This window comes from Streptomyces sp. NPDC004788 (assembly GCF_053601115.1).
On record NZ_JBSGBF010000086.1, the window covers coordinates 1 to 22,016 of the forward strand.

Consider the following 22,016-nt stretch of genomic DNA (forward strand, 5'->3'; position numbering starts at 1 on the left):
GGCGGTGCGCGACGGCCTCCCCGCCTCGGGGAGGCCTTCCGGCCGCTTCGGGGGAGGTCGGTCGACGACGGAGCCTGGCGCCCTGGAACTAGAACTGGTATCAGTTCTGAAAAGTTCTGAAACACCGTCAGAAGGCGCGTGGGCTGGTTCCGGGAGGCAGTCGGTCATGACCGAGCTTGTGGAGCACGGAAAACTTTTCATCGGCGGCGCGTTGACCGATCCCCTCGGCGACGGGGTCATCGAGGTGGTCTCCCCGCACACCGAGGAGGTCATCGGCCGGGTCCCGCACGCCTCCGAGGCCGACGTCGACCGGGCCGTCGCCGCCGCGCGCCGGGCCTTCGACGAGGGGCCCTGGCCGCGGGCGACGCTGGAGGAGCGGATCGAGGTCGTCGGCCGGATCAAGGACGCGATCGCCGTACGGCACGAGGAGATAGCGCGCTCGATCAGCGCGCAGAACGGCTCCCCGTACTCCTGGTCCGTCCTCGCCCAGGCGCTCGGCGCGATGATGGTGTGGGACGCAGGCGTGACGGTCGCTCGGCAGTACGCGTACGAGGAGCGGCGTCCCGGTGTCCTCGGGCCGCTGCTCGTGCGGCGCGAGCCGGTCGGGGTGGTCGCGGCGGTCGTGCCGTGGAACGTGCCGCAGTTCACCGCCGCCGCCAAGCTCGCTCCCGCGCTGCTCGCGGGCTGCACGGTGATCCTCAAGCCGTCGCCGGAGTCACCGCTCGACTCGTACATCCTCGGCGAGATCGCGGCGGAGGCCGGGCTGCCGGAGGGGGTGCTCAGCATCCTTCCCGCGGACCGGGAGGTCAGCGAGTACCTGGTCGGACATTCGGGCGTCGACAAGGTCTCCTTCACCGGCTCGGTCGCGGCCGGCAAGCGCGTGATGGAGGTCGCCTCCCGCAACCTGACCCGGGTCACCCTCGAACTCGGCGGCAAGTCCGCGGCCGTCGTCCTGCCGGACGCCGACCTGGCGGCGGCGGTCGCCGGGATCGTCCCGGCCGCCTGGATGAACAACGGCCAGGCGTGCGTCGCCCAGACCCGGATCCTCGTCCCGCGCTCCCGCTACGAGGAGACCGCGGAGGCGTTCGCGGCGGCGGCCGGCGCGCTCGTGGTCGGCGACCCGCTCGACCCGGCCACCCAGGTCGGCCCGCTCGTCGCCCGCCGCCAGCAGCAGCGCTCCCTCGACTACATCGGCATCGGCCAGGCCGAGGGCGCCAAGGTGCTCACCGGCGGCGGCCGCCCGGCCGGCCTGGACCGCGGCTGGTACGTCGAGCCGACCCTCTTCGGCGGCGTCGACAACTCCATGCGGATCGCCCGCGAGGAGATCTTCGGCCCGGTCATCTGCCTCCTCCCGTACGGGGACGAGGCCGACGCCCTGCGCATCGCGAACGACTCCGACTACGGCCTCTCCGGCAGCGTCTGGACCGCCGACGTCGAACACGGCGTCGACTTCGCCCGCAAGGTCCGCACCGGCACCTTCAACGTCAACACCTTCAGCCTCGACATGCTCGGCCCCTTCGGCGGCTACAAGAACTCCGGCCTGGGCCGCGAGTTCGGCCCCGAGGGCCTCTCCGAGTACCTGGAGCACAAGATGATCCACCTCCCGGCCGGCTACGAGACCCCGGGGAGTGCCGCCTGATGGCCGACCGCTGGCACGTCGAGGTCGACCGCACCGTCTGCATCGGCTCCGGCATGTGCCTCAACCACGCCCCCGACGCCTTCCGCCTCGACACCGCCCGCCAGTCCCACCCCCGCGACCCGGACCCCGACGCGAACGAGCAGGTCCTGGCGGCGGCGGAGGGCTGCCCGGTGGAGGCGATCACGATCACCCTGGCGGACGGCGGGGAGCAGGTCTTCCCGCCCGAGGACTAGCAGCCGCGTGACACACTCCTCCCGCGATCACGGGGGTGGACGACCCCCGCGACCAGGGAGGGGATCGACTCATGCGCATGACAGCGAAAGGGCAGGCCGTCGTGGCCGCGGTGGCTGTGGCGGCGGTCTTGCTCGGGGCCGCGGGCTGCGGGAAGAGCGACGTCGGGAAGCCGGGCGGGGCGGCTGCTGCTTCCTCGGATTCCGGTCCGTTCACCAAGGAGCGGGTGCGGGCGGAACTCGACGACTCGGCGGAGGGCGCCGGGGCGCCGCCCATGGACCCGGACTGGGCCGCGATGGAGAAGCAGTCCCGGGCCGGTTCGCTTGCGGCGTGCGGCGTCTCGTACCGGGGCTACGGCACGGAGAGCGAGCGGGTCGACTCCGGCCGGTACGACAAGGTCGTGGACGAACTGCGCGAGCGCGGCTGGCAGCAGACGGGCGAGCGGAAGGAGCGCAAGACCGCGGACGGAGCGGTCGGCCAGGTCCAGCAGTTGTTCAAGAAGCGAGGCTGGACACTGCTCGCGGAGTTCCGGGGCATCCCGGAGCCCGGGCTCATCAACCTTGCGGCCGGGGAGGACGCCTGCGTCAAGCAGGCAACCGGGAGGTAGGGGTTCCCGTATGCAAAACTACTCCCTTGGTCACGGGGGCAAGGGGCCTTCGTGCGCACGTATTTGGGAGAGTTGTGCGCAAGGCGAGGATGGTGGCCGCGGCCGCCGGTGTGGTGCTGCTGGTCGCGGGCTGCGGGAGCAACGGCGGTTCGGACAAGGGTGGTTCGAGCGGTGGGAACACCTCCGTCACGTCCGGCGGTTCGACCGGCGGGTCGGGTGGCGGCGAGGAGCTGACGGCCGAGGCCGTGAAGAAGGAGATCGAGACCGCGGCCACCGGCGCCGGCTTCACGCAGGACGCCTCCGGCGACAAGGTGCCGGCCGGAACGGAGCAGTGCATGGTCATGTGGACCGCCGACTCCGCGAAGGCCGCCGACCAGAAGAAGTCCTACAAGGAGACCGTCACGGCCCTCGGCCAGGCCGGCTGGAACATCGACAAGAACTTCGAGCAGAGCGGCTCGACCATCAAGAGCCTCAGCAAGGGCACCTGGCTGCTGAAGGCCAGCGACCACAGCATGGGCATGCTCAAGATGGACATGTTCATCGCCACCGACGCCAAGCCCGAGTGCGAGGCCGCGCTCAAGGCCGCCGGCCCGCAGAAGACCCCCTGACGCACCGCCTGACGCACCGCGGCAGGACGTCAGCCGCGCCCGTGCCCGTCGGGGCGCGCGGGCGCGGCCCCCGGCGCCGTCAGATCGATCAGCCGGCACACCGTCTCGATGTCGATCTTCACCTGTGCGATCGACGCCCGCCCCGACAGCCACGTGATCAGCGCCGAGTGCCACGTGTGCTCGATCACCCGCACCGCCGACAGCTGCTCCGGCGTCGGATGCTCCGCCCCCATCGCGTCCAGGATGATCGCGGTCGTCAGCCGTGACACCGTGTCCACCTCGGGGCTCACGCTCCGGTCCGCGAAGGTCAGCGCCCGCACCATCGCGTCCGCGAGCTGCGGCTCGCGCTGCAGCGCCCGGAAGGCCCGCATCAGCGTCTCGGCCACCCGCTCCGCCGCGTCCGCGCCCGCCGGCGGCCGCTTCCGCAGCGTGGTGTGCATGTGCTGGAGCTGGTCCTGCATGGTCGCGACCAGCAGATGGATCTTCGACGGGAAGTAGCGGTAGAGCGTGCCGAGCGCGACCCCGGCCGCCTCCGCGACCTCCCGCATCTGGACGGCGTCGAAACCGCCCCGCCCGGCGAGCTGCGCACTGGCGTGCAGGATGCGCCGCCGACGGGCCTCCTGGCGCTCTGTCAGGGGCGGTGACGCAGGTCTGGCTTCCGCGGTCATGGGTCCCGTTCCGTGCGGTGTCCGTGCGTTGTCCGTGCGCTGTATGTGCTTTGTCCGTGCGTGGCGGGGCGACAGTATGGCGGGTCGACGGCCGTGGTGCGAATCACCCGACGCGCCTCTTACGACTGAGCTACCTGCCGGTAGATTCAGTGCTCGTCGCAGGATCGATCTGTAACTTGTTCTAGGTTAGCGCGGGCGGTTACGCTCCCGCGAAACGCACGCTCGAAGGGGGTCCCAGTTGACCGCGGAGGCCATTGAGGCGAGCCCCCGGCAGGGCGGCGCCACCGCGGACGGTGACCGTGACCGTCCGCTGCGGATCGCTCTCCTCACGTACAAGGGGAATCCGTTCTGCGGCGGCCAGGGCGTCTACGTCCGCCATCTCTCCCGGGAGCTCGCCCGCCTCGGCCACACCGTCGAGGTCGTCGGCTCCCAGCCGTACCCCACCCTCGACGAGGGCGTCCCGCTCACCGAGATCGCCAGCCTCGACCTCTACCGCCAGCCCGACCCCTTCCGCACGCCCGCGCGCGAGGAGTACCGGGACTGGATCGACGCCCTGGAGGTCGGCACCATGTGGACCGGCGGCTTCCCCGAGCCGCTCACCTTCTCGCTCCGGGCCCGGCGCATGCTCGCCGCCCGCCGCGGCGACTTCGACGTGATCCACGACAACCAGACCCTCGGTTACGGGCTCCTCGGCGGCCCGCGCGCCCTCGGCGCGCCGCTCGTCACCACGATCCACCACCCCATCACCGTCGACCGGCAGCTCGAACTCGACGCCGCCGCCGACTGGAAGCGCCGCGCCTCCGTCCGCCGCTGGTACGCCTTCACCCGCATGCAGAAGCGGGTCGCCCGCCGGCTGCCCTCGGTCCTCACCGTCTCCGGCACCTCGCGCCAGGAGATCGTCGAGCACCTTGGCGTACGGGAGGACCGCATCCGGGTCGTCCACATCGGCGCCGACACCGAGCTGTGGTCCCCGGACCCGTCCGTCGCCGAGGTACCCGGCCGGATCGTCACCACCTCCAGCGCCGACGTCCCGCTCAAGGGCCTGGTCTTCCTGATCGAGGCGCTCGCCAAGCTCCGCACCGAGCAGCCCGACGCCCACCTCGTCGTCGTCGGCAAGCGGGCCGAGGACGGGCCGGTGGCCCAGGCCATCGAGCGGTACGGGCTCGACGGCGCCGTCCGCTTCGTCAAGGGCATCAGCGACGCCGAGCTCGTCGACCTCTACCGCTCCGCCCAGGTCGCCTGCGTGCCCTCGCTCTACGAGGGCTTCTCGCTGCCGGCCGCCGAGGGCATGGCCACCGGCACCCCGCTGGTCGCCACCACCGGCGGCGCGATCCCGGAGGTCGCCGGACCCGACGGCGAGACCTGCCTCGCCGTGCCGACGGGCGACGCGGGGGCGCTCGCCGCGGCGCTCGGGCGGGTGCTCGGCGACCCGGAGCTGCGGGCACGGCTGGGCCGGGCCGGCCGGGAACGGGTGCTGGCCAACTTCACCTGGGCGCGCGCCGCCCAGGGCACCGCCGAGCTGTACCGCGAGGCCCTCGCCGGACAAGGTGCGGCCCGGAGCCGTGGCGCCGCGGCCCCTCGCTCCTGAAACACCCACGCCGCCGCCCCCCACGCACCGCGGTATCGCCCCCGACAAAGCCTCTGAAAGGCAGACCCCGTGCTGACCGTCGACTTCACCCGCTTCCCGCTCGCCCCCGGCGACCGCGTGCTCGATCTGGGCTGTGGCGGGGGCCGGCACGCCTTCGAGTGCTACCGGCGCGGCGCCCAGGTCGTCGCCCTCGACCAGAACGGCGAGGAGATCCGCGAGGTCGCCAAGTGGTTCGCGGCCATGAAGGAGGCCGGCGAGGCCCCGGCCGGCGCGAGCGCCACCGCGATGGAGGGCGACGCGCTCAACCTGCCCTTCCCCGACGAGTCCTTCGACGTCGTCATCATCTCCGAGGTCATGGAGCACATCCCGGACGACAAGGGCGTGCTCGCCGAGATGGTCCGGGTCCTCAAGCCCGGCGGCCGGATCGCCGTCACCGTCCCGCGCTACGGCCCCGAGAAGGTCTGCTGGGCGCTGTCCGACGAGTACCACGAGGTCGAGGGCGGCCACATCCGCATCTACAAGGCCGACGAGCTCCTCGCCAAGATGCGCGAGGCGGGCCTGCGGCCGTACGGCACCCACCACGCCCACGCCCTGCACGCGCCGTACTGGTGGCTCAAGTGCGCGTTCGGCGTGGACAACGACAAGGCGCTGCCGGTCCGCGCGTACCACAAGCTGCTCGTCTGGGACATCATGAAGAAGCCCGCCGTGACCCGGATCGCCGAGCAGCTGCTCAACCCGGTCGTCGGCAAGAGCTTCGTCGCCTACGCGACCAAGCCCCACCTGCCGAAGGCCGCCGCCGACGCGGCTGCCGCTGCCGCCGACGCCGCAGTGGACTCTGCCGCCGAAGCCGTGGACTCCGCCGACGCCGCGAAGGCCGACGCCAAGTGACGAGCCCCGAGCGGATGGCGGAGCACCTGGTGCTCCCCGGCGTCCTGACCGCCGAGCAGGCCGCGGAGACCGTGACCGGCATCCTCGCCGCACAGCGGGAGGACGGCGCCATACCGTGGTTCCGCGGTCACCACCTCGACCCCTGGGACCACACCGAGGCCGCGATGGCCCTGGACACGGCCGGCGAGCACGAGGCGGCGCGGCGGGCGTACGAGTGGCTGGCCCGGCACCAGAACGGCGACGGCTCCTGGTACGCGGCCTATCAGGACGGCGACCCGGACGACGTCACCGACCGCGGCCGGGAGTCCAACTTCGTCGCGTACATAGCCGTCGGCGTCTGGCACCACTACCTGTCGACGGGCGACGACGCCTTCCTCGACCGCATGTGGCCCGTCGTCTACGCGGCCGTCGAGTTCGTCCTCGGGCTGCAACAGCCCGGCGGACAGATCGGCTGGAAGCGGGAGGCGGACGGCACGCCGGTGAACGACGCGCTGCTGACCGGCAGTTCGTCGATCCACCAGGCGCTGCGCTGCGCGCTGGCGATCGCCGACGAGCGCGACGAGCCGCAGCCCGACTGGGAGTTGGCGGCCGGCGCGCTCGGCCACGCGATCCGCCGTCATCCGGAGCGCTTCCTCGACAAGTCCCGCTACTCGATGGACTGGTACTACCCGGTCCTCGGTGGCGCCGTGACCGGCGCGGAGGCGAAGGCGCGGATCGAGGAGAAGTGGGACGACTTCGTCGTGCCCGGCCTCGGTGTGCGCTGCGTGCTGCCCAACCCCTGGGTCACCGGCGGCGAGAGCTGCGAACTCGCGCTCACGCTCTGGGTGATGGGGGAGTCGGACCGGGCCCTGGAGATCCTCCAGGCGATCCAGCACCTGCGGGCCGGCAACGGCAACTACTGGACCGGTTACGTCTTCGAGGGCAACCGGGCCGTCTGGCCGGAGGAGCAGACGACCTGGACCGCGGGTTCGCTGCTGCTCGCGGTGGCGGCGCTCGGCGGCGAGGAGGCGACGGTCGCGGTCTTCGGCGGCGAGCGGCTGCCGCGGGGCCTGGAGCCCGACTGCTGTAAGTGACAGCTTTAAGTGCCTGTTACACCTGTTTGGTGCGCGAACTTTGTGCATGATGCACAAAACCGGTTGCTCAGCCGGTGGCGCGAAAGCGCCCGCACGTGGCCCTAATATGTGCGTGTTCATGGCTGGCATGAACACGCATGACAGGAGTACCGGTCAAAGATGGACCGTGCGGGGTCGGTCAAGGACCTGGCAAGCGAACTGCTTGCCTTGAAGAAGGCGTCGGGATCGAGCTTCGCTCAGCTCAGCGAGAAGACGCACTACGCCAAATCGTCGTGGGAACGCTGGGTCAACGGCAAGCAGTTCCCGCCGCGTGACGCCGTCGAGAGCCTGGCCCGGCTCTGTGCGACGGACCCGGAGCCGCTGCTCGCGCTCTGGGACGAGGAGGAGGCGCGGCGTACCGCGCCCGAGCCGGAGGCCGATTCGCCGTCGGACCCCGAGTCCGGACCGGAGTCGGAGTCACGGCCGGAGTCGGATTCGGGGCCGGAGGAGGGTCGGAATCCGGCCACGGGCCGTCGCCGCCGGACGTTGTGGGCCTCGCTCGGCCTCGCGGCGCTCCTGACGGCCGGCGCCGCCACGTACGCGGTCGTCGCCCTCACCGGCGACGCCGCGCCGCCCAAGCCCAAGCCGGTCGTGAAGGTCGCGGGCCCGGCCACCGGCTGCAAGCTCACGGGCTGCGAGGGCAAGGACCCGAAGAAGATGAACTGCGGAGCCGACGCGGTCACCGTCCGCACCGGCTCCATCCCCAAGGACCTCGTGATCGAGCTGCGTTACAGCCGCGCCTGCCAGGCCGCCTGGGGCCGCATCACGTTCGCCGAGATCGGTGCCACCGTCGTCGTCAACAACTCCGACGGCGCCGCCCAGGCCGATGTCGTCCACTACGACCGGGACGTCTACACGCCGCTGATCGCGGCACCGGACGACGGCTCGGTCTGGGTCTGCTCCGCCCTGCCCAAGAAGGGCGACAAGGACAGCGCGCCCACCTGTACGGGCCGCTTCATCCCGAGCCAGGAGAAGAACTCCTGACCGGCTGAGTCGACCGGTTGAATGCGCGGGCCCCGGTGCACCCCTGTCGCACCGGGACCCGCCCATCTGTTGAGGCGAAAGCCCCCGCAAGATCAACAATGACATCCGCGACCGGTTTCCGCATTGGAAAAAACCGCAGGGTCCGCCGAGGGGCCGCCCGGCGCCCCCTCGGCCCGCCATCCAGGCGCCTAGCGCCCCCTCAGCCCGCTATCCAGGCGCTCGCCGTCTCCCGGCCCGCCAGGAACCGCCCCGGCGGCAGCCCCGTCAGGGCCTTGAACTCCCGGCTCAGATGCGCCTGGTCGTAGAGTCCGCACTCCGCCGCCGTGTCCGCCGCCGGCCTGCCCGAAGTGAGCAGGCGGATCGCCCGGTTGAGGCGCAGGACGCGGGCGAGCCGCTTCGGGCTGATGCCGAGCTGCTCACGGAAGCGGCTCTCCAGGTGCCGCATGCTCCACCCCGTCTCGGACGCCACCTCGTGGATCGGGATCGCGCCGCCGGAGCGCTCCAGGACCCGCCACGCCTCCAGGACGGCCGGTGCGGGCCCGGGCGCCGCTTCCGCCTCCGCCGTCCAGCGCAGCAGCGTCGCGTCGAGCAGCGCGAACCGCTCCGGCCAGCCCGGCGCCTCCGCCAGGGCCTCGCCCAGGTGCCGGGCGCGGGCGCCGAGCACGTCGGCCGGGTCGGCGAGCGTGTCGGCGAGCTCGCCGAGCGGGCTGCCGAAGATCCGGTACGCCGCCCAGGGCGCGAGCGCCAGCTCCACGCCGTACGCCTCGCCCCCGTGCCCGAGGACCCGGGCCCGGGTGTGCAGCCCGGACACGAGCGACCGGTGCCGCCCCGCGCTCGTACCCCCGCCGGAGCCGGCTCCGAACCCGGCCCCGGAAGCGGCTCCGAAGCCGGCTTTCAAACCGCCGCCGGCACCCCCGCCCGAGCCTCCTCGGACCCGCAGCTCCCCGCCGAAGCCGATGAGCAGCGACACCCGCCCGCTCGGCACCACCAGACGCTCCTGCGGCACGCCCGCGGTCGTCCGGAACCCCCGGTACGTCCCGATGCCCGGCCGCAGCCGGGCGTCGGGCGCCCCGTAATACCACTGGCACCGGCCCCCACCGGTGCACACGCGGCTTCTGACCATCTATCCCTCGAACCTCTCGTTCCGCTCTCGGTGATCACTCTCCGAGGGGCCCGGCGGTGAGGGCCAGAGGTCTCGCCGTCCCAGGGACGCGGAGGGACGTCCCACGGCTCTGACCTGCGGGGATATCCATGGGTGCGGGTGCAGGAAGGGACGGCGGAACCCTTACGGACGCACTCCGCTGGCACGCCCGGGGGCTCCGGGCGAGGCTGACGCCATGCCCACCGTGCCCCGCTTCCCGCGTGCCCGCCGCGCCCTCGTCGCCGTCCTCCTGTCCGGCGCGCTGCTCTCGACCACGGCCGCCTGCGGCGGCGACAGCTCGCAGAACATGACGACGAGCGCGGACGTCCAGGCGCGAGCGACCACGACCGCGACCCCGTCGCCCAGCGCGAGCTTCGAGAAGCAGAAGCTGGCCAAGACCCGCTTCATCGCGAACGCGGGCCTCGCGGCGGGCGCCACCTACCAGTGGATCGTGAAGCCCTATCGCGCGGGCAAGTTCAAGAAGGGTGCCGACGGCCGCACCTTCGCCCTCGTCAAGGCGGGCCTCGCGGGCGCGTTCACCTACAACCGCCTCAAGGCCGCTGTGAACAACGCCAAGGGCGACCCGCTCCTGTCGAAGGCGGTCGCGCCGCTGAGCGCCGGCATCGAGTCGCTGAAGGGGCTCGGTACGAAGCTCCGCAAGGGCGACGTGACCGACGGCGACGTCGGCGCCTTCGAGGGCGTCATCAACAGAGTGAAGGACGCGGGGAAGAGCGCGGGCGCCGAGGTCGTCGACAAGGTGCCGAGCGCCTCCCAGCTCAGCGGCGGCTGACCGCTCAGAGACCCAGTTCCGCGAGCGTACGCAGCGTCGCCGGGTCCGGTGCCGTGACCAGCAGGTCCGTCACCGGGCCCGTCCGCCATTCCGCGAGCCGCTCCGCGATCCGTTCCCGTGGCCCCACGAGCGAGATCTCGTCCGCGAAGGCGTCCGGCACGGCCAGCACGGCCTCCTCGCGGCGCCCGGCCGCGAACAGTTCCTGGATGTGCCGGGCCTCCGCCTCGTACCCCATGCGCGCCATCAGGTCCGCGTGGAAGTTGCGGGCCGCGTGCCCCATGCCCCCGATGTAGAAGCCCAGCATCGCCTTGACGGGCAGCAGCCCCGCGGCGACGTCGTCGCAGAGCTGTGCCCGCACCATCGGCGCGACCAGGAAGTTCTCGGGGAGCGCGGCCGGCAGGGCGTAGACCTCGGCCCAGCGGCTGGGCGACCAGTAGAGGGGCAGCCAGCCGTCGGCGATCCGGAGCGTCTGCGCGATGTTCTTGGGGCCCTCGGCGCCGAGCAGCACGGGCAGCCCGGCGCGGAGCGGATGCGTGATGGGCTTGAGCGGCTTGCCGAGGCCGGTGCCGTCCGGGCCGGTGTACGGGTGCGGGTGGTAGCGCCCGTCGAGCGTGACGGGCCCCTCGCGGCGCAGCACCTGCCGCACCACGTCCACGTACTCCCGGGTCGCGGTGAGCGGCGAGCGCGGGAACGGGCGCCCGTACCAGCCCTCCACCACCTGCGGCCCCGAGAGCCCGAGCCCGAGCGTCATCCGGCCGCCGGAGAGGTGGTCGAGCGTCAGCGCGTGCATCGCGGTCGCGGTCGGCGTCCGGGCGGCCATCTGCGCGACCGCCGTGCCCAGCCGGATCCGCGAGGTGTGCGCGGCGATCCAGGTGAGCGCGGTGAAGGCGTCGGATCCCCATGCCTCTGCGGTCCACACCGAGTGGTAGCCGAGCGCCTCGGCCTCGCGGGCGAGTGCGAGGTGCGTGGGGGAGGGGCCGCGGCCCCAGTAGCCGAGGGCGAGTCCGAGTCGCATGCCGCGCAGCCTTTCTGACGATACGTCAGCCAAGTCGGCCGGGTCGGCACTGTACGGCAACGGCCCCCCGCCCGGAAGGGATCCGGGCGAGGGGCCGTCGCCGTACAGGTCGTCAGGCGGTGGAGATCAGCCGCGCTGGATGCCCGTCGTGTCCTGGAGCACACCGCGCCGGCCGTCCTGCGTCTGCGCCACCAGGGCCTGACCGCGCTGGTCGACGGCCAGGTACCAGGTGCCGGGGGCCAGTTCGGCGATCGGGGCGGTGCCGCCGTCCTCGCTGTAGAGCGGACGGGCCACCGGGACGGCGAACCAGAACGGCGCGAAGTCCGAGGCCGCCGGAGCCGGAGTGGCCGCCGGGGTCGCGGCCGGCGTCGGGGCCGGGGCCTGGGCGGCCTGCGGCTGGGCCTGGGCGGCCTGGGGCTGAGCGGACTGCGGCTGGGGCTGGGCGCCGAAGGGCTGGCCGCCGCCGAGCGACGGGTCCGGCTGAGCGCCGTACGGCTGCTGCGCGCCCGGGTAGCCGTAACCGCCCGGGACGCCCTGCTGGGCACCCGGCTGCACGCCGTACGGCTGCGGGGTCTGCGGCTTCGGCGCACCGACCAGCGGCGCCTGGAGCGCCGGGACCAGCGGGCCGGCCACCGCGGCGCCGGCGATGACGAGCGAGGCGATGAGGCCGAGGATCAGGCCGGCGCCGGCGTTGCCCGACTCGAAGACCCACATGAGCATGGACCACGCCGAGGCGACGGTGAAGGCCGCGCCGACCTGTCCGAGCTCCAGGCCGAGCACCTTGCGCGGCTGAGCCTGCGGCAGCGCGCGGGTGAGGATCACGAGCGCGGCACCGGCGATGCCGAGGAAGACGGCACCCCAGCCGAGCGGGGAGACCTCCCACGAGTACGCGGAGTCGTACCCCTTGCACATCTCGTCCGGCCCGCTACAGCCGGAGATGCCCAGGAACGAGGCGATGAAAAGCAGCACCGCAGCACCGGCCAGCACGCCGTCGCCTCGGGTGAGGGAGCGGATATTCACGTAAGAGTCCTTCGTCGGGTCGTCTCGTCGGGGTGGCGCGAAGCACGGGGGCGGCCCCATCGTACGGAAACGTACGGAGAGCATGGAGCGTACGGAGCGTACCGATCGAATCTATCGTTCGCCCGATCGTTCACAGGCTCCGGCCCCGGATCCTGGATCCGAGTTCCTACCCCTTGAGATAGGCCGCGATGCCGTTCGCGATCCCCTGCGCCGCCTTCTGGCGCCACGCGGCGTCGGTGAACAGCGTGGCGTCCTTCGGATCACGCATATTGCCGCATTCGATGAACACCTTGGGAACGGTCGAGAGATTGAGGCCCCCGAGATCGTCGCGGACGTCCAACCCGGTGCCGGATCCGATGTAGTTGGCCGGCTTCGTCCCGGTCGCGCGGGCGAACTGCGTGACCAGCGCCTCGCCGAGGGTACGGGACGGACCCACGATCTTCGCGGTGTCGGCGCTCCCGCCCCTCACCTTCGCGGGCAGGATCACATGGAACCCGCGGTTCCCGGCCGCCGAACCGTCCGCGTGGACGGACACGACGGCGTCGGCCTTCGCCTCGTTGCCGATCCGCGCGCGCTCGTCGATGCAGGGCCCGTACGGGCGGTCGGCGTCGTGGACGAGGACGACCCTGGCGCCCTGCTTCTTGAGGAGATCGCGAAGACGGTGTGAAACATCGAGGGTGTACGCGGCTTCGGTGTAACCGTTGTTCGTGGACGTGCCGGTGGTGTCGCACTCCTTGCGGTTCGTGCCGATATCCACCTTCTTGTTGATTTCGGCGGAATGCCGGAAATTGCCGGGGTTGTGCCCGGGGTCGATCACGATCGTCCGCCCCGCGAGAGGCGCGGCGGGCGCCGCCGGCGCAGCGGCGGGCGTACGACTGGGTGCGGCCGTGGCCGTGGCCTTGGCGTCGGCGCCGACGGTGCGAGCGGGCCGCGGCGCCGCGGACTCGGCGGCGCCGCCGCAGGCCGTCAGGGCGAGCGCCAGAGCGGACGGCAGGGCGAGCGCGAGAAGCTTCCGGTGGTGGTGGGGCACCCCGCGACGGTAACGGTTTCCGGCCGGGATTGCCTGCACCGGAACCGTGTGTGTAAAGGGATCGTGAAGGGTAAGTGCGGGGAACTGCCGCGACGAGCAGAGGGGGCACGGTGACGGGCGAAGAGCATCGCGACCGCAGCGACGAGACCAACGCGTCCAACGAGACCAGCGAGTCGAACGCGTCCAACGCGTCCAACGCGTCCAACGCGTCAAACGAGACCAACGCAACACCCAGACCTTGGGAGTACACGGGCGGGGGAGGGGCGCCGGGCGGGGGCCCGTCGTTACCGCCGCCTCCCGCGCACGCGCCCGCCCCGGACGCGGTTCCGCCCGCGCCCCCGGGTCAGCCGCCGGTGATGGTCGCCACACCGCCACCACCCCCCGGGCCGCCGCCCGGTCCCGCGAACCCCGCCCAGGCAGCGGCCGTCGCCCTGCTCAACCTCTCCTGCCTCGGCCTCGGTTACGTCTTCCTCAAGCACTGGAAGTCCGCCGCCGTGTGCTGGGCCGCCACCGTCGCCCTGCTCGTCGTCGCGCTGCCCGCCGACCCCGACGGCGTCCCGCTCGGCGCGCTCGTCGCGTACGGGCTCTTCCTCCTCCTCGCCGCCGCCGACGGCGCCCGCCGCGGCCTGCGCGCGAACCCCGACACCCTGGCGCTCCCGGCCCCGCGCCGCGGCCTCGCGCTGCCGGCCGCGCTCGCGCTGCTGCTCGTCGTCCCCGGCGGCGGCACCTTCGCGTACGGCGCGGCGCGCGACGAGGCCATCGAGCAGGCGCTGCTCGACCGCCTGGCCGCCGCCGACACCCAGGTGAAGCAGGGCGAGGGCCAGTCCTTCGCGAGCGTCGAGGCGACCTACCGCCAGGCCCTGGCCACGTACCAGGACATCGGCGCCCGGCACGCCGGATCGCGCGCCGCGAAGCAGGTCCCCGACCGGCTCGTCACCTACTACAAGACGGTGTCCGCCCCGTACGACAAGCAGGACTACTGCAACGCCGTCGCCCCCCTCAAGCACCTGCGCGCCCTCCCCGAGACGGTGGACCGCCGGCTGCTCGGCAGCCTCGTCGGCAAGGCCGACGACCCGCTCGCCCAGTCGCTCTTCGAGTGCGGCACGCGCACGATCGGCCTGGCCGGCCAGGAGAGCACCTCCGGCGACCAGCTCAACGAGCTGCTGAGCACCTTCCCGCAGTCGCCGTACGCGACGAAGGTCGAGCCCACCCTCCGCGAGGGCCTGCGCACCCGCGACAAGTCCCTCGCCGTCTCGCCCTGCGACGGCGTCGCCGAACTGCGCCGCTTCGACACCACCGTCGGCCTCCTCCCCAACGCGACCTTCGCCTCCCTCGGCCAGGACGCCAAGCGGTCGATCCAGCGCGGCGACTTCGCGTGCGGGATCGACCACTTCAAGAAGAAGGAGTACGACGAGGCCGTCTCGGCGATGAACGACTACGTCAAGGCGTACCCCGGCAGCCCGCAGAACGCCCAGGCCCGCAACGTCGCCATCGCCGCCGAGATCGCCCAGGAGACCCCGGCCGCCGGCGACAAGGTCCCCTCCGGGGACAGCGCCGACGGCTCGGGCCAGCCCATGGTCGTCAGCAACGACGGCCCGGGCGAGGTCGAACTCCTCTACACCGGCCCCGTCACCGGCCGCATCACCATCCCGGCGTGCGGCAGCTGCAAGACGTACCCGACCATCCTCATCCCCAAGGGCGGCGGACCGAAGCCCTGTTCCGGCTCGTCCTCGAAGTACCCGAAGCGGACGCTGATGCTGCCGCCGGGCAACTACCAGATGCTCCAGAAGCGCGCGGGCACGACGACCTCGCAGGGGGTGAGGAAGGGCAGCACGACGAAGATCGAGTCGGGCTACACGTACACGAACTGCCTGTACGTGACGTCGCTGTACTAGCCCCTCTCGCCAGCCCCTCTCGTCGGCTCCTTTCGCCAGCCCTTCTCGCCGGCCCCTGCGCTAGCCCTTCTCGACCCGGCGCAGGACCCGGAGGGAGTCCGTGACCGAGATCTCCTCGAAGTCGCCGGACTCCAGGGCCCGGAGGTAGATGCGGTACGGGGCCTGGCCGCCGTCCTCCGGGTTCGGGAAGACGTCGTGGATGACGAGCAGGCCCCCGGGGGCGACCTTGGGGGCCCAGCCCTCGTAGTCGGCGGTGGCGTGCTCGTCGGTGTGGCCGCCGTCGATGAAGACGAAGCCGAGCTGCCCGCCCCACACGGCCGCGACCTGCGGGGACCGGCCGACGATCGCGATGACGTGGTCCTCCAGGCCGGCCTTGCGGAGGGTGCGGCGGAAGGTGGGCAGCGTGTCCATGACGCCGACCTCGGGGTCGACGACGCTCGCGTCGTGGTACTCCCAGCCCGGCTGCTGCTCCTCGCTGCCCCGGTGGTGGTCCACGGTGACGGCCACGGTCCCGGCCGCCCGCGCCACGTCGGCGAGGAGGATGGTCGAGCGCCCGCAGTACGTGCCGACCTCCAGGAGCGGGAGCCCAAGGGCGGCGGCCTCGGCCGCGGCCTCGTACAGCGCGAGCCCTTCCTTGACCGGCATGAAGCCCTTGGCGGCCTCGAAGGCGGCGAGGATCTCGGGGGTGGGCTCGGCGGTCATGGGCGGGTCCTCCTACTGGTGAGTACGTGGGTACGGGCGCCCATGGTGCCCTACGCGTCGCACTCGGACCACACCGTCCTGCCGTCGGCCGAGCTTCCCGTGGCCGAGCATCCCGTGGGTCGCGCTCCCGTGGCCCGAGCTTCCCGTCGGCCGAGTTTCCCGTCGGTCGTGTCGGTGACCCCGCTCCGGCCGCTGACGCGCCACTGCGCGCCTGCCCCGGTACGTACCGCCACCGGGACAGGCGCGCAGCCGTGTGCGTTCCCTCGCCCCTACAGGCCGAGCTCGTCGGCGGCGAGCTCTGTGCCCTTCACCCGGGCGTCGATCTTCGCGAAGGCGAGTTCGCGTGACGTCGACCTGTCGTCGGCGAAGTCCGCGAAGCCGGTGTCGTCGCAGGTGCCGAGGCGGTCGAGGGGGAGGTGGCGGGCGGCGGCAAGCACCCGGTCCCTTACCTGCTCGGGAGTCTCGACCGCCGCGTCGAGCGGGTCGGTCACACCGACGAACACCCGGGAGTTCGGGGGCAGGTGTGCGGCGACCACGTTCAGGACCCGGTCGGGATCGGACTCGCTCGCCAGCGAGAGGTAGAAGCTGCCGGCCTTGAGCCGGAGGAACTTCGGCAGCAGCTCGGCGTAGTCGACGTCCAGGCTGTGGGTCGAATCCAGGTCCGCGCCCGGGTGGGTGTGCACGCCGATGCGGGCGCGCTCCGGTTCCGAGAAGCGAGCCAGGACCTGGTTGTCGAGCGCGACGAAGTCGTCGAGCACCCCGCCCGAGGGGTCCAGCTTGAGCGTCAGCCGGTGCAGGCCGCAGTCCAGCTGCACGCTGTGCGCCCCGGCGTCGAGGCAGGCCCGGATCTCGGCCTCGGACTGGTCGACGAGGTCGCTCCGGAACTCCTCGCGCGCGTAGCCGTCGATCCCGTCGGCCGGGTAGAGCAGGCTGAGCGCGGAGGGCGCGACCACGGTCGCCTTCACCGGGAGGGTGGTGTGCTTCCTCGCCTCGCGGAGGTACGTGTCCGCCCGCACCCCGTAGCGGAACGGGCCGGCCGTCAGGCGCGGGAGCTGCCGCGTGTGCCCGTCGGCGTACGGGACGACCACCCCGTCCGGGGTGATGTTCGTGAGCCCCTTGAGCGGATACGTGAGGGTGCTGGGCTTGTCGTGGTCGCCGTCGACCAGCACGGGGCTGCCCAGCTTCTCCAGCCGGGCCAGGGTGTCGGCGACGGTCTCGCCCTGCTGACGCGGAAGGCTGCCGATGGGTTCGGTGGGAATCGTCATGATCTCGACCCTAGGAACGGGCCGGGGGCCGCGCGTCCGGCTCGGCCGGGCGTTCACTCGAACGGGAAGCGCATGTGGGCGGCGCTCGTGGGTGGCTCTTGGGGGGGGCTCGTGGGGCGCTCGTGGCGGTTGCGAGGCGCTCCGGGCGGCCGGACGCTGGAAGGAGCAAGGTCAAGAGGGAGAGGAGGTCCGTCCTCATGGCTGAGAAGGTCTCGCTGAAGTTCGGCGAAGGCAGATCGTTCTGGTTCATGAACGGGCTGTACACGGTGAAGCTCTCGGGCGAGGAGTCCGGGGACGTGTGCAGCGTCATGGAGATGTGGCTGCGCGAGGGCTGGGGCCCGCCGCCGCACACGCACGACGTCGCCGAGTCCGTCTACGTGCTGGAGGGCCGGCTGCGCATGCACCTGGCCGGCGAGGCGGTGGACGCCGGACCGGGTTCGTACTTCCACATTCCCGCCGGGACCGACGAGCAGCCGGAGGTGGTGGAGGAGTCCAGGATCCTGACCGTCTACACACCGGGCGGCTTCGACAAGTTCTTCGCCGAGGTGGGCGAGCCCGCCGAGTCGAACACCCTGCCTCCACTGTCGGAGGAGCCGCCCGACTACGCGCGGATCGCCGAGATCGGCAGGCGCCACGGACTCGAGCTGAAGCCGCCGGACTGAAGTGGACCGGGACCGAAGTCGCCGAGTCCCCGAGTCGCCGAGGCATCGAAGTTCCATAGTCCACACAGTTTCTGACCTTCCGTCAGATTGGAACGTGTTCTAGTCTGCGGTGCCATGGGCATCGCCATCACGCATGAACAGCGGGAGCTCGCCCGATCCGTACGCGGCTGGCTCACCCGCGCCGTACCGCCCGAGGCGGTGCGCAAGCACCTCGACGTCCCCGACCTGGCTCTGGGCCGCCCCGCGTACTGGGACGGCGCGGCGGCGCAGGGCCTGCTCGGGGTCCATCTGCCCGAGGAGTACGGGGGCGGGGGCGGTGACCTCGTCGACCTCGCCGTGGTCCTGGAGGAGGCGGGGCGCGCGCTGCTGCCGGGGCCGTACCTGCCGACCGTGCTCGCCGCCGAGCTGCTGCGGCGGGCCGGGCACGGGGAGTCGGCGGGTGCGCTGGCGGCCGGGGAGCGGATCGCGGCGGTGGCGTTCGGGGCCGGGACCCTGACGGTCGCCCCCTCCCTCGTCGACGACGGCCTGGTCCTCGACGGCCTGGCCCCGCCCGTCCTCGGCGCCGCCCACGCCGACCTGCTGGTCCTGGCCGCGCGCTCGGCGTCGCACGGCGTCGTCTGGCTGGCGGTGGACGCCGGCACCGTGGACGTACGCCCGGACGGCGACAGCGCCGACCCGACGCGGCCTACGGGGAAGGTCGCCGCCGACGGCGTCCTGGTCCCCGCCGACCGGCTGCTCGCCGGCGTCGACTCCGGCCTCGTACGCGATCTGGCCGCGGTGCTGTACGCGGCGGACGCGTGCGGAACGGCCGCGCGGGCGGTGGAGACGGCGGCGGAACACGCCCGCACCCGCGTCCAGTTCGGACACCCCATCGGCCGGTTCCAGGGTGTCAAGCACCTCTGCGCCGACATGCTCGTCCGCCTCGAACAGGCGCGGGCGCTGGTGTGGGACGCGGCGCGGGCGGCGCCGGGCGAGGAGGCCGAGATCCGCTCGTACACGGCCGCGCTCGCCGCCGCGACCGCTCTCGACACCGCGTACGGCTGCGCCAAGGACTGCGTCCAGGTGCTCGGCGGCATCGGCTTCACATGGGAGCACGACGCCCATCTGTACCTGCGGCGGGCGCTGGTCGCGCGCGAGCTCCTCGGCACGGGCGATGCGCACCGGCTGACGGCCTTACGGCACGCGGCGGCGGGGGCGCGGCGCGAGTTGCGCGTCGAACTCCCGGAGGAGGCGGAGGACTTCCGGCGCGAGGCGCGCGAAGTCCTCGCGGGAGCCGTCGGCTTGGACCCACGGGAAGCCCGGAGGGCGCTTGCGGGGACGGGATACGCGGCGCCGCACCTGCCGAAGCCGTACGGCCTGGGCGCCGGCCCGGTCCAACAGCTGGCCGTGCAGCGCGAGATGGACTCCCTGGGGATCCGTCTGTCTCCGCTCTCCATCGCCACGTGGGTGATCCCGTCCCTGCTCGCGTACGGGACGGCCGAGCAGCAGGCCCGCCACCTCGGCCCGACCCTGCGCGGCGAGCAGCAGTGGTGCCAGCTCTTCTCCGAGCCGGAGGCAGGATCGGACCTCGCTTCCCTGCGCACGCGGGCGGAGCGCGGTGCCGACGGCTCCTGGCGGGTGAACGGCCAGAAGGTGTGGACGAGCGCGGCCCAGTGGGCCGACTACGGCATCCTGCTCGCCCGTACCGACCCCGACGCGCCCAAGCACCGCGGCCTCACCTACTTCGTCGTCGACATGAAGAACACGCCCGGGATCACCGTCCGCCCACTGAAGGAGATCACCGGAGACTCCCTCTTCAACGAGGTCTTCTTCGACGACGTGCCGCTGCCGGCCGACGCCGTCGTCGGCGAGGTCGGGGGCGGCTGGCAGGTCGCCCGCAACACGCTCGGCAACGAGCGCGTGCACATGGCCGACCAGGTGGCCTTCGACACGGGCCTGGAGTCCCTGATCGCCGCCTGCGACGGCAGGGACTCCGCGCTGCGGGTCCGGATCGGCGCCCTCGTCGCCGAGGCCCACGCCCTGGCCTGCATCGGCCTGCGGACGACCCTGCTCCAGGTATCCGGCCTGGAACCCGGCCCGGGCGCGAGCGTCCGCAAGCTCGTCCAGACCCTGCACCAGCAGAAGGTCGCCGAGCTGACGCTGGAACTCCTGCCGTCGCCACGGGCGGTGCACGGGATGTTGATGTCGCGGTGCCTGACGATCGCGGGCGGAACGACGCAAGTGCAGCTGAACGTGGTGGCCGAGCGCCTGCTCGGCCTGCCGAGGGACTGAGGGGGCTTTCGCTATGCGGTCATTCATCGTCGGTGTGGGCATGACGAAGTTCGAGAAGCCGGAGACGCGCGACTGGCAGTACTGGGACATGGCCAAGGAAGCCGGCACGGCCGCCCTGGCCGACGCGGGCATCCCGTACACGCTGGTCGAGCAGGTCCCGGTCGGCTACTGCTTCCAGCCCTCGACGGCCGGCCAGCGCGCCACGTACGAACTCGGGCTCACTGGCGTACCCGTCTACAACGTCAACAACAACTGCGCGACCGGTTCGAGCGCCCTGATGCTCGCCCGCCAGCTGGTGGAGGGCGGCGCGGCCGACTGTGTGCTCGCGCTGGGCTTCGAGAAGATGGCGCGGGGTGCGCTGGGCGGAGGCTCGGACGGGGGCGACTTCAAGACGTCACCCGTCGCCCGCCACTACGGCGTCATGGCCGCCGCCCACGGCTTCGAGATGACCCCGCCCACCGCCCAGATCTTCGGCAACGCCGCCCGCGAACACATGGACCGCTACGGCACCACCGAGGTCCAGCTCGCCGCCGTCGCCGCCAAGAACCACCGCCACTCGTCCCAGAACCCCAACGCCCAGTTCCAGGACGTCTACACGGTCGACGAGATCCTCGCCGCCAAGACCATCCACCGCCCGCTCACCAAACTCCAGTGCTCCCCGACCTCGGACGGCGCCGCCGCGGCGGTGGTGGTGTCGGAACGCTTCGTTGCGGAACACGCCCTGGCCGACCGCGCGGTGGAGATCGCCGCCCAGGCCATGACCACCGACACGGAGGAGTCCTTCTCCTCCGGCTCCTGCATCGACGTCGTGGGCCGCCCGATGTCGAGGGCGGCAGCCCGCCAGGTCTACGAGGCTTCGGGTCTGGGCATCGAGGACGTCGACGTGGTGGAACTCCACGACTGCTTCTCCATCAACGAACTCCTGACCTACGAGGCGCTGGGCATGTGCGAGGAGGGCGCCTCCGGCAAACTCGTCGAGTCGGGCGCCACGACCTACGGCGGCCGCTGGGTCGTCAACCCCTCCGGCGGCCTCATCTCCAAGGGCCACCCCCTGGGCGCCACGGGCCTGGCCCAGGCAGCCGAACTGGTCTGGCAACTACGCGGTGAAGCGGGCGCCCGGCAGGTGGCGGGGGCACGGGTGGGCCTGGCGCACAACATCGGGTTGGGCGGCGCGGCGGTGGTGACGCTGCTGCGGCGCCAGCGGCTCGGATGGCCGGCGGCCTAGAGCCAGCCCTGCTGGCGGGCCGCCCGTACCGCTTCCATACGGTTGCGGGTGCCCGTCTTGCCGATGGCCGACGAGAGGTAGTTGCGGACCGTCGACTCCGAGAGGTGGAGGGTGGCCGCGATGTCGGCGATCGTCGCGCCGTCGACGGAGGCGCCCAGGGCGTCGCGTTCGCGGGCCGTCAGCGGGTTCGGGCCCGCGCTGAGGGCGGCCGCGGCGAGCGCCGGGTCGATGACCGTTTCGCCGCGGAGGGCCTTGCGGATGGCCTCGGCCAGGTCCTCGACCGGGCCGTCCTTGACCAGGAAGCCGGCCGCGCCGGCCTCCATCGCGCGGCGGAGGTAACCGGGGCGGCCGAAGGTGGTGAGGATCAGGACGCGGCAGTCGGGGACCTCGTCGCGGAGGTCGGCGGCGGCGTCGAGGCCCGAGCGGCCCGGCAGTTCGATGTCCAGGAGGGCGACGTCCGGCCGGGCCGTGAGCGCCGTGGGGACGATCTCGTCGCCGCGGCCGACCTGGGCCACCACCTCGATGTCCGGCTCCATGCCGAGGAGGAGGGCGAGCGCGCCTCGCATCATTCCCTGGTCCTCGGCGAGGAGGACGCGGACGGACTTCGAGGGGCGGTGGTCCTGGGGCATCTCGTTCACGAGGAACAGCGTAGTTCTGGTGGTCTGTTGTGGCGCG

The 22,016-nt window shown here is 72.3% G+C and carries 21 protein-coding genes; 13 read left to right on the top strand and 8 right to left on the bottom strand.

Features of this window, described 5'->3' with window-relative positions; translation table 11 throughout:
• The first annotated feature begins 166 nt into the window (after window positions 1-166).
• The 4 genes from ACWEJX_RS29155 to ACWEJX_RS29170 all read left to right on the top strand — a co-directional run bounded on the left by ACWEJX_RS29155 (window position 167) and on the right by ACWEJX_RS29170 (window position 3,085).
• Window positions 167-1,639 carry an aldehyde dehydrogenase gene (locus ACWEJX_RS29155; RefSeq protein WP_451610400.1) on the top strand — a complete coding sequence of 491 codons (1,473 nt, stop codon included), beginning with the start codon at window positions 167-169 and terminating at the stop codon, window positions 1,637-1,639.
• Window positions 1,639-1,872, top strand: a complete 234-nt coding sequence (locus tag ACWEJX_RS29160) for a ferredoxin (RefSeq protein WP_451610401.1) — start codon at window positions 1,639-1,641, stop codon at window positions 1,870-1,872. Before ACWEJX_RS29155 ends, ACWEJX_RS29160 begins: the two co-directional genes overlap by 1 nt.
• 71 nt (window positions 1,873-1,943) lie before the next feature.
• Entirely contained in the window at window positions 1,944-2,477 is a 534-nt protein-coding gene (locus ACWEJX_RS29165) for a hypothetical protein (RefSeq protein ID WP_451610402.1), read from the top strand.
• Window positions 2,478-2,551: 74 nt separating this feature from the next.
• Complete coding sequence (locus tag ACWEJX_RS29170) at window positions 2,552-3,085, top strand: hypothetical protein (protein WP_451610403.1); 534 nt, start codon at window positions 2,552-2,554, stop codon at window positions 3,083-3,085.
• Window positions 3,086-3,114: 29 nt separating this feature from the next.
• Here ACWEJX_RS29170 and ACWEJX_RS29175 read toward each other — a convergent pair whose 3' ends face one another.
• On the bottom strand, window positions 3,115-3,753 hold the full coding sequence (locus ACWEJX_RS29175) for a TetR family transcriptional regulator (protein ID WP_451610404.1): 639 nt from the start codon (window positions 3,751-3,753) through the stop codon (window positions 3,115-3,117).
• 238 nt (window positions 3,754-3,991) lie between these two features.
• Here ACWEJX_RS29175 and ACWEJX_RS29180 point away from each other — a divergent pair, with 238 nt between their 5' ends.
• The 4 genes from ACWEJX_RS29180 to ACWEJX_RS29195 all read left to right on the top strand — a co-directional run bounded on the left by ACWEJX_RS29180 (window position 3,992) and on the right by ACWEJX_RS29195 (window position 8,325).
• On the top strand, window positions 3,992-5,341 hold the full coding sequence (locus tag ACWEJX_RS29180) for a glycosyltransferase family 4 protein (protein WP_451610405.1): 1,350 nt from the start codon (window positions 3,992-3,994) through the stop codon (window positions 5,339-5,341).
• Window positions 5,342-5,410: 69 nt separating this feature from the next.
• Window positions 5,411-6,229, top strand: a complete 819-nt coding sequence (locus ACWEJX_RS29185; RefSeq protein WP_451610406.1) for a class I SAM-dependent methyltransferase — start codon at window positions 5,411-5,413, stop codon at window positions 6,227-6,229.
• Window positions 6,230-6,243: 14 nt separating this feature from the next.
• Window positions 6,244-7,302, top strand: a complete 1,059-nt coding sequence (locus tag ACWEJX_RS29190; protein WP_451610431.1) for a prenyltransferase — start codon at window positions 6,244-6,246, stop codon at window positions 7,300-7,302.
• A 159-nt stretch (window positions 7,303-7,461) separates the two neighbouring features.
• A complete protein-coding gene (locus ACWEJX_RS29195; RefSeq protein ID WP_451610407.1) occupies window positions 7,462-8,325 on the top strand; it encodes a DUF2690 domain-containing protein in 864 nt (287 codons plus the stop codon).
• A 199-nt stretch (window positions 8,326-8,524) separates the two neighbouring features.
• Here ACWEJX_RS29195 and ACWEJX_RS29200 read toward each other — a convergent pair whose 3' ends face one another.
• On the bottom strand, window positions 8,525-9,331 hold the full coding sequence (locus tag ACWEJX_RS29200; protein WP_451610408.1) for a helix-turn-helix domain-containing protein: 807 nt from the start codon (window positions 9,329-9,331) through the stop codon (window positions 8,525-8,527).
• Window positions 9,332-9,662: 331 nt separating this feature from the next.
• On the opposite strand from ACWEJX_RS29200, the gene ACWEJX_RS29205 reads away from it, so the two are divergent.
• The gene (locus tag ACWEJX_RS29205) at window positions 9,663-10,256 is read left to right on the top strand and encodes a hypothetical protein (RefSeq protein ID WP_451610409.1); all 594 of its coding nucleotides are present in this window, start codon (window positions 9,663-9,665) and stop codon (window positions 10,254-10,256) included.
• Window positions 10,257-10,260: 4 nt separating this feature from the next.
• Here ACWEJX_RS29205 and ACWEJX_RS29210 read toward each other — a convergent pair whose 3' ends face one another.
• The 3 genes from ACWEJX_RS29210 to ACWEJX_RS29220 all read right to left on the bottom strand — a co-directional run bounded on the left by ACWEJX_RS29210 (window position 10,261) and on the right by ACWEJX_RS29220 (window position 13,351).
• Window positions 10,261-11,271 carry an LLM class F420-dependent oxidoreductase gene (locus ACWEJX_RS29210; protein ID WP_451610410.1) on the bottom strand — a complete coding sequence of 337 codons (1,011 nt, stop codon included), beginning with the start codon at window positions 11,269-11,271 and terminating at the stop codon, window positions 10,261-10,263.
• Between the two features lie 126 nt (window positions 11,272-11,397).
• Window positions 11,398-12,291, bottom strand: coding sequence for a DUF5336 domain-containing protein (locus ACWEJX_RS29215; RefSeq protein ID WP_451610411.1), 894 nt, complete (start codon window positions 12,289-12,291; stop codon window positions 11,398-11,400).
• A gap of 166 nt (window positions 12,292-12,457) precedes the next feature.
• A complete protein-coding gene (locus tag ACWEJX_RS29220) occupies window positions 12,458-13,351 on the bottom strand; it encodes an N-acetylmuramoyl-L-alanine amidase (protein ID WP_451610432.1) in 894 nt (297 codons plus the stop codon).
• Window positions 13,352-13,677: 326 nt separating this feature from the next.
• Here ACWEJX_RS29220 and ACWEJX_RS29225 point away from each other — a divergent pair, with 326 nt between their 5' ends.
• Window positions 13,678-15,216 carry a hypothetical protein gene (locus ACWEJX_RS29225; RefSeq protein ID WP_451610412.1) on the top strand — a complete coding sequence of 513 codons (1,539 nt, stop codon included), beginning with the start codon at window positions 13,678-13,680 and terminating at the stop codon, window positions 15,214-15,216.
• A 60-nt stretch (window positions 15,217-15,276) separates the two neighbouring features.
• Here ACWEJX_RS29225 and ACWEJX_RS29230 read toward each other — a convergent pair whose 3' ends face one another.
• A complete protein-coding gene (locus ACWEJX_RS29230; protein ID WP_451610413.1) occupies window positions 15,277-15,918 on the bottom strand; it encodes a class I SAM-dependent methyltransferase in 642 nt (213 codons plus the stop codon).
• 269 nt (window positions 15,919-16,187) lie between these two features.
• A complete protein-coding gene (locus ACWEJX_RS29235) occupies window positions 16,188-17,183 on the bottom strand; it encodes a 5-methyltetrahydropteroyltriglutamate--homocysteine methyltransferase (protein ID WP_451610414.1) in 996 nt (331 codons plus the stop codon).
• A 197-nt stretch (window positions 17,184-17,380) separates the two neighbouring features.
• On the opposite strand from ACWEJX_RS29235, the gene ACWEJX_RS29240 reads away from it, so the two are divergent.
• From ACWEJX_RS29240 to ACWEJX_RS29250, 3 genes are all read left to right on the top strand, one after another.
• Window positions 17,381-17,845 (top strand): cupin domain-containing protein, encoded by a 465-nt coding sequence (locus ACWEJX_RS29240; protein WP_451610415.1) that lies wholly within the window; start codon window positions 17,381-17,383, stop codon window positions 17,843-17,845.
• A gap of 114 nt (window positions 17,846-17,959) precedes the next feature.
• On the top strand, window positions 17,960-20,116 hold the full coding sequence (locus ACWEJX_RS29245; RefSeq protein WP_451610416.1) for an acyl-CoA dehydrogenase: 2,157 nt from the start codon (window positions 17,960-17,962) through the stop codon (window positions 20,114-20,116).
• A gap of 13 nt (window positions 20,117-20,129) precedes the next feature.
• Complete coding sequence (locus ACWEJX_RS29250; RefSeq protein ID WP_451610417.1) at window positions 20,130-21,341, top strand: lipid-transfer protein; 1,212 nt, start codon at window positions 20,130-20,132, stop codon at window positions 21,339-21,341.
• On the opposite strand, the gene ACWEJX_RS29255 is transcribed toward ACWEJX_RS29250, so the two are convergent.
• Entirely contained in the window at window positions 21,338-21,970 is a 633-nt protein-coding gene (locus tag ACWEJX_RS29255) for a response regulator (RefSeq protein WP_403793641.1), read from the bottom strand. The two genes, ACWEJX_RS29250 and ACWEJX_RS29255, sit on opposite strands and share 4 nt — an antisense overlap.
• Between the last annotated feature and the right edge of the window lie 46 nt (window positions 21,971-22,016).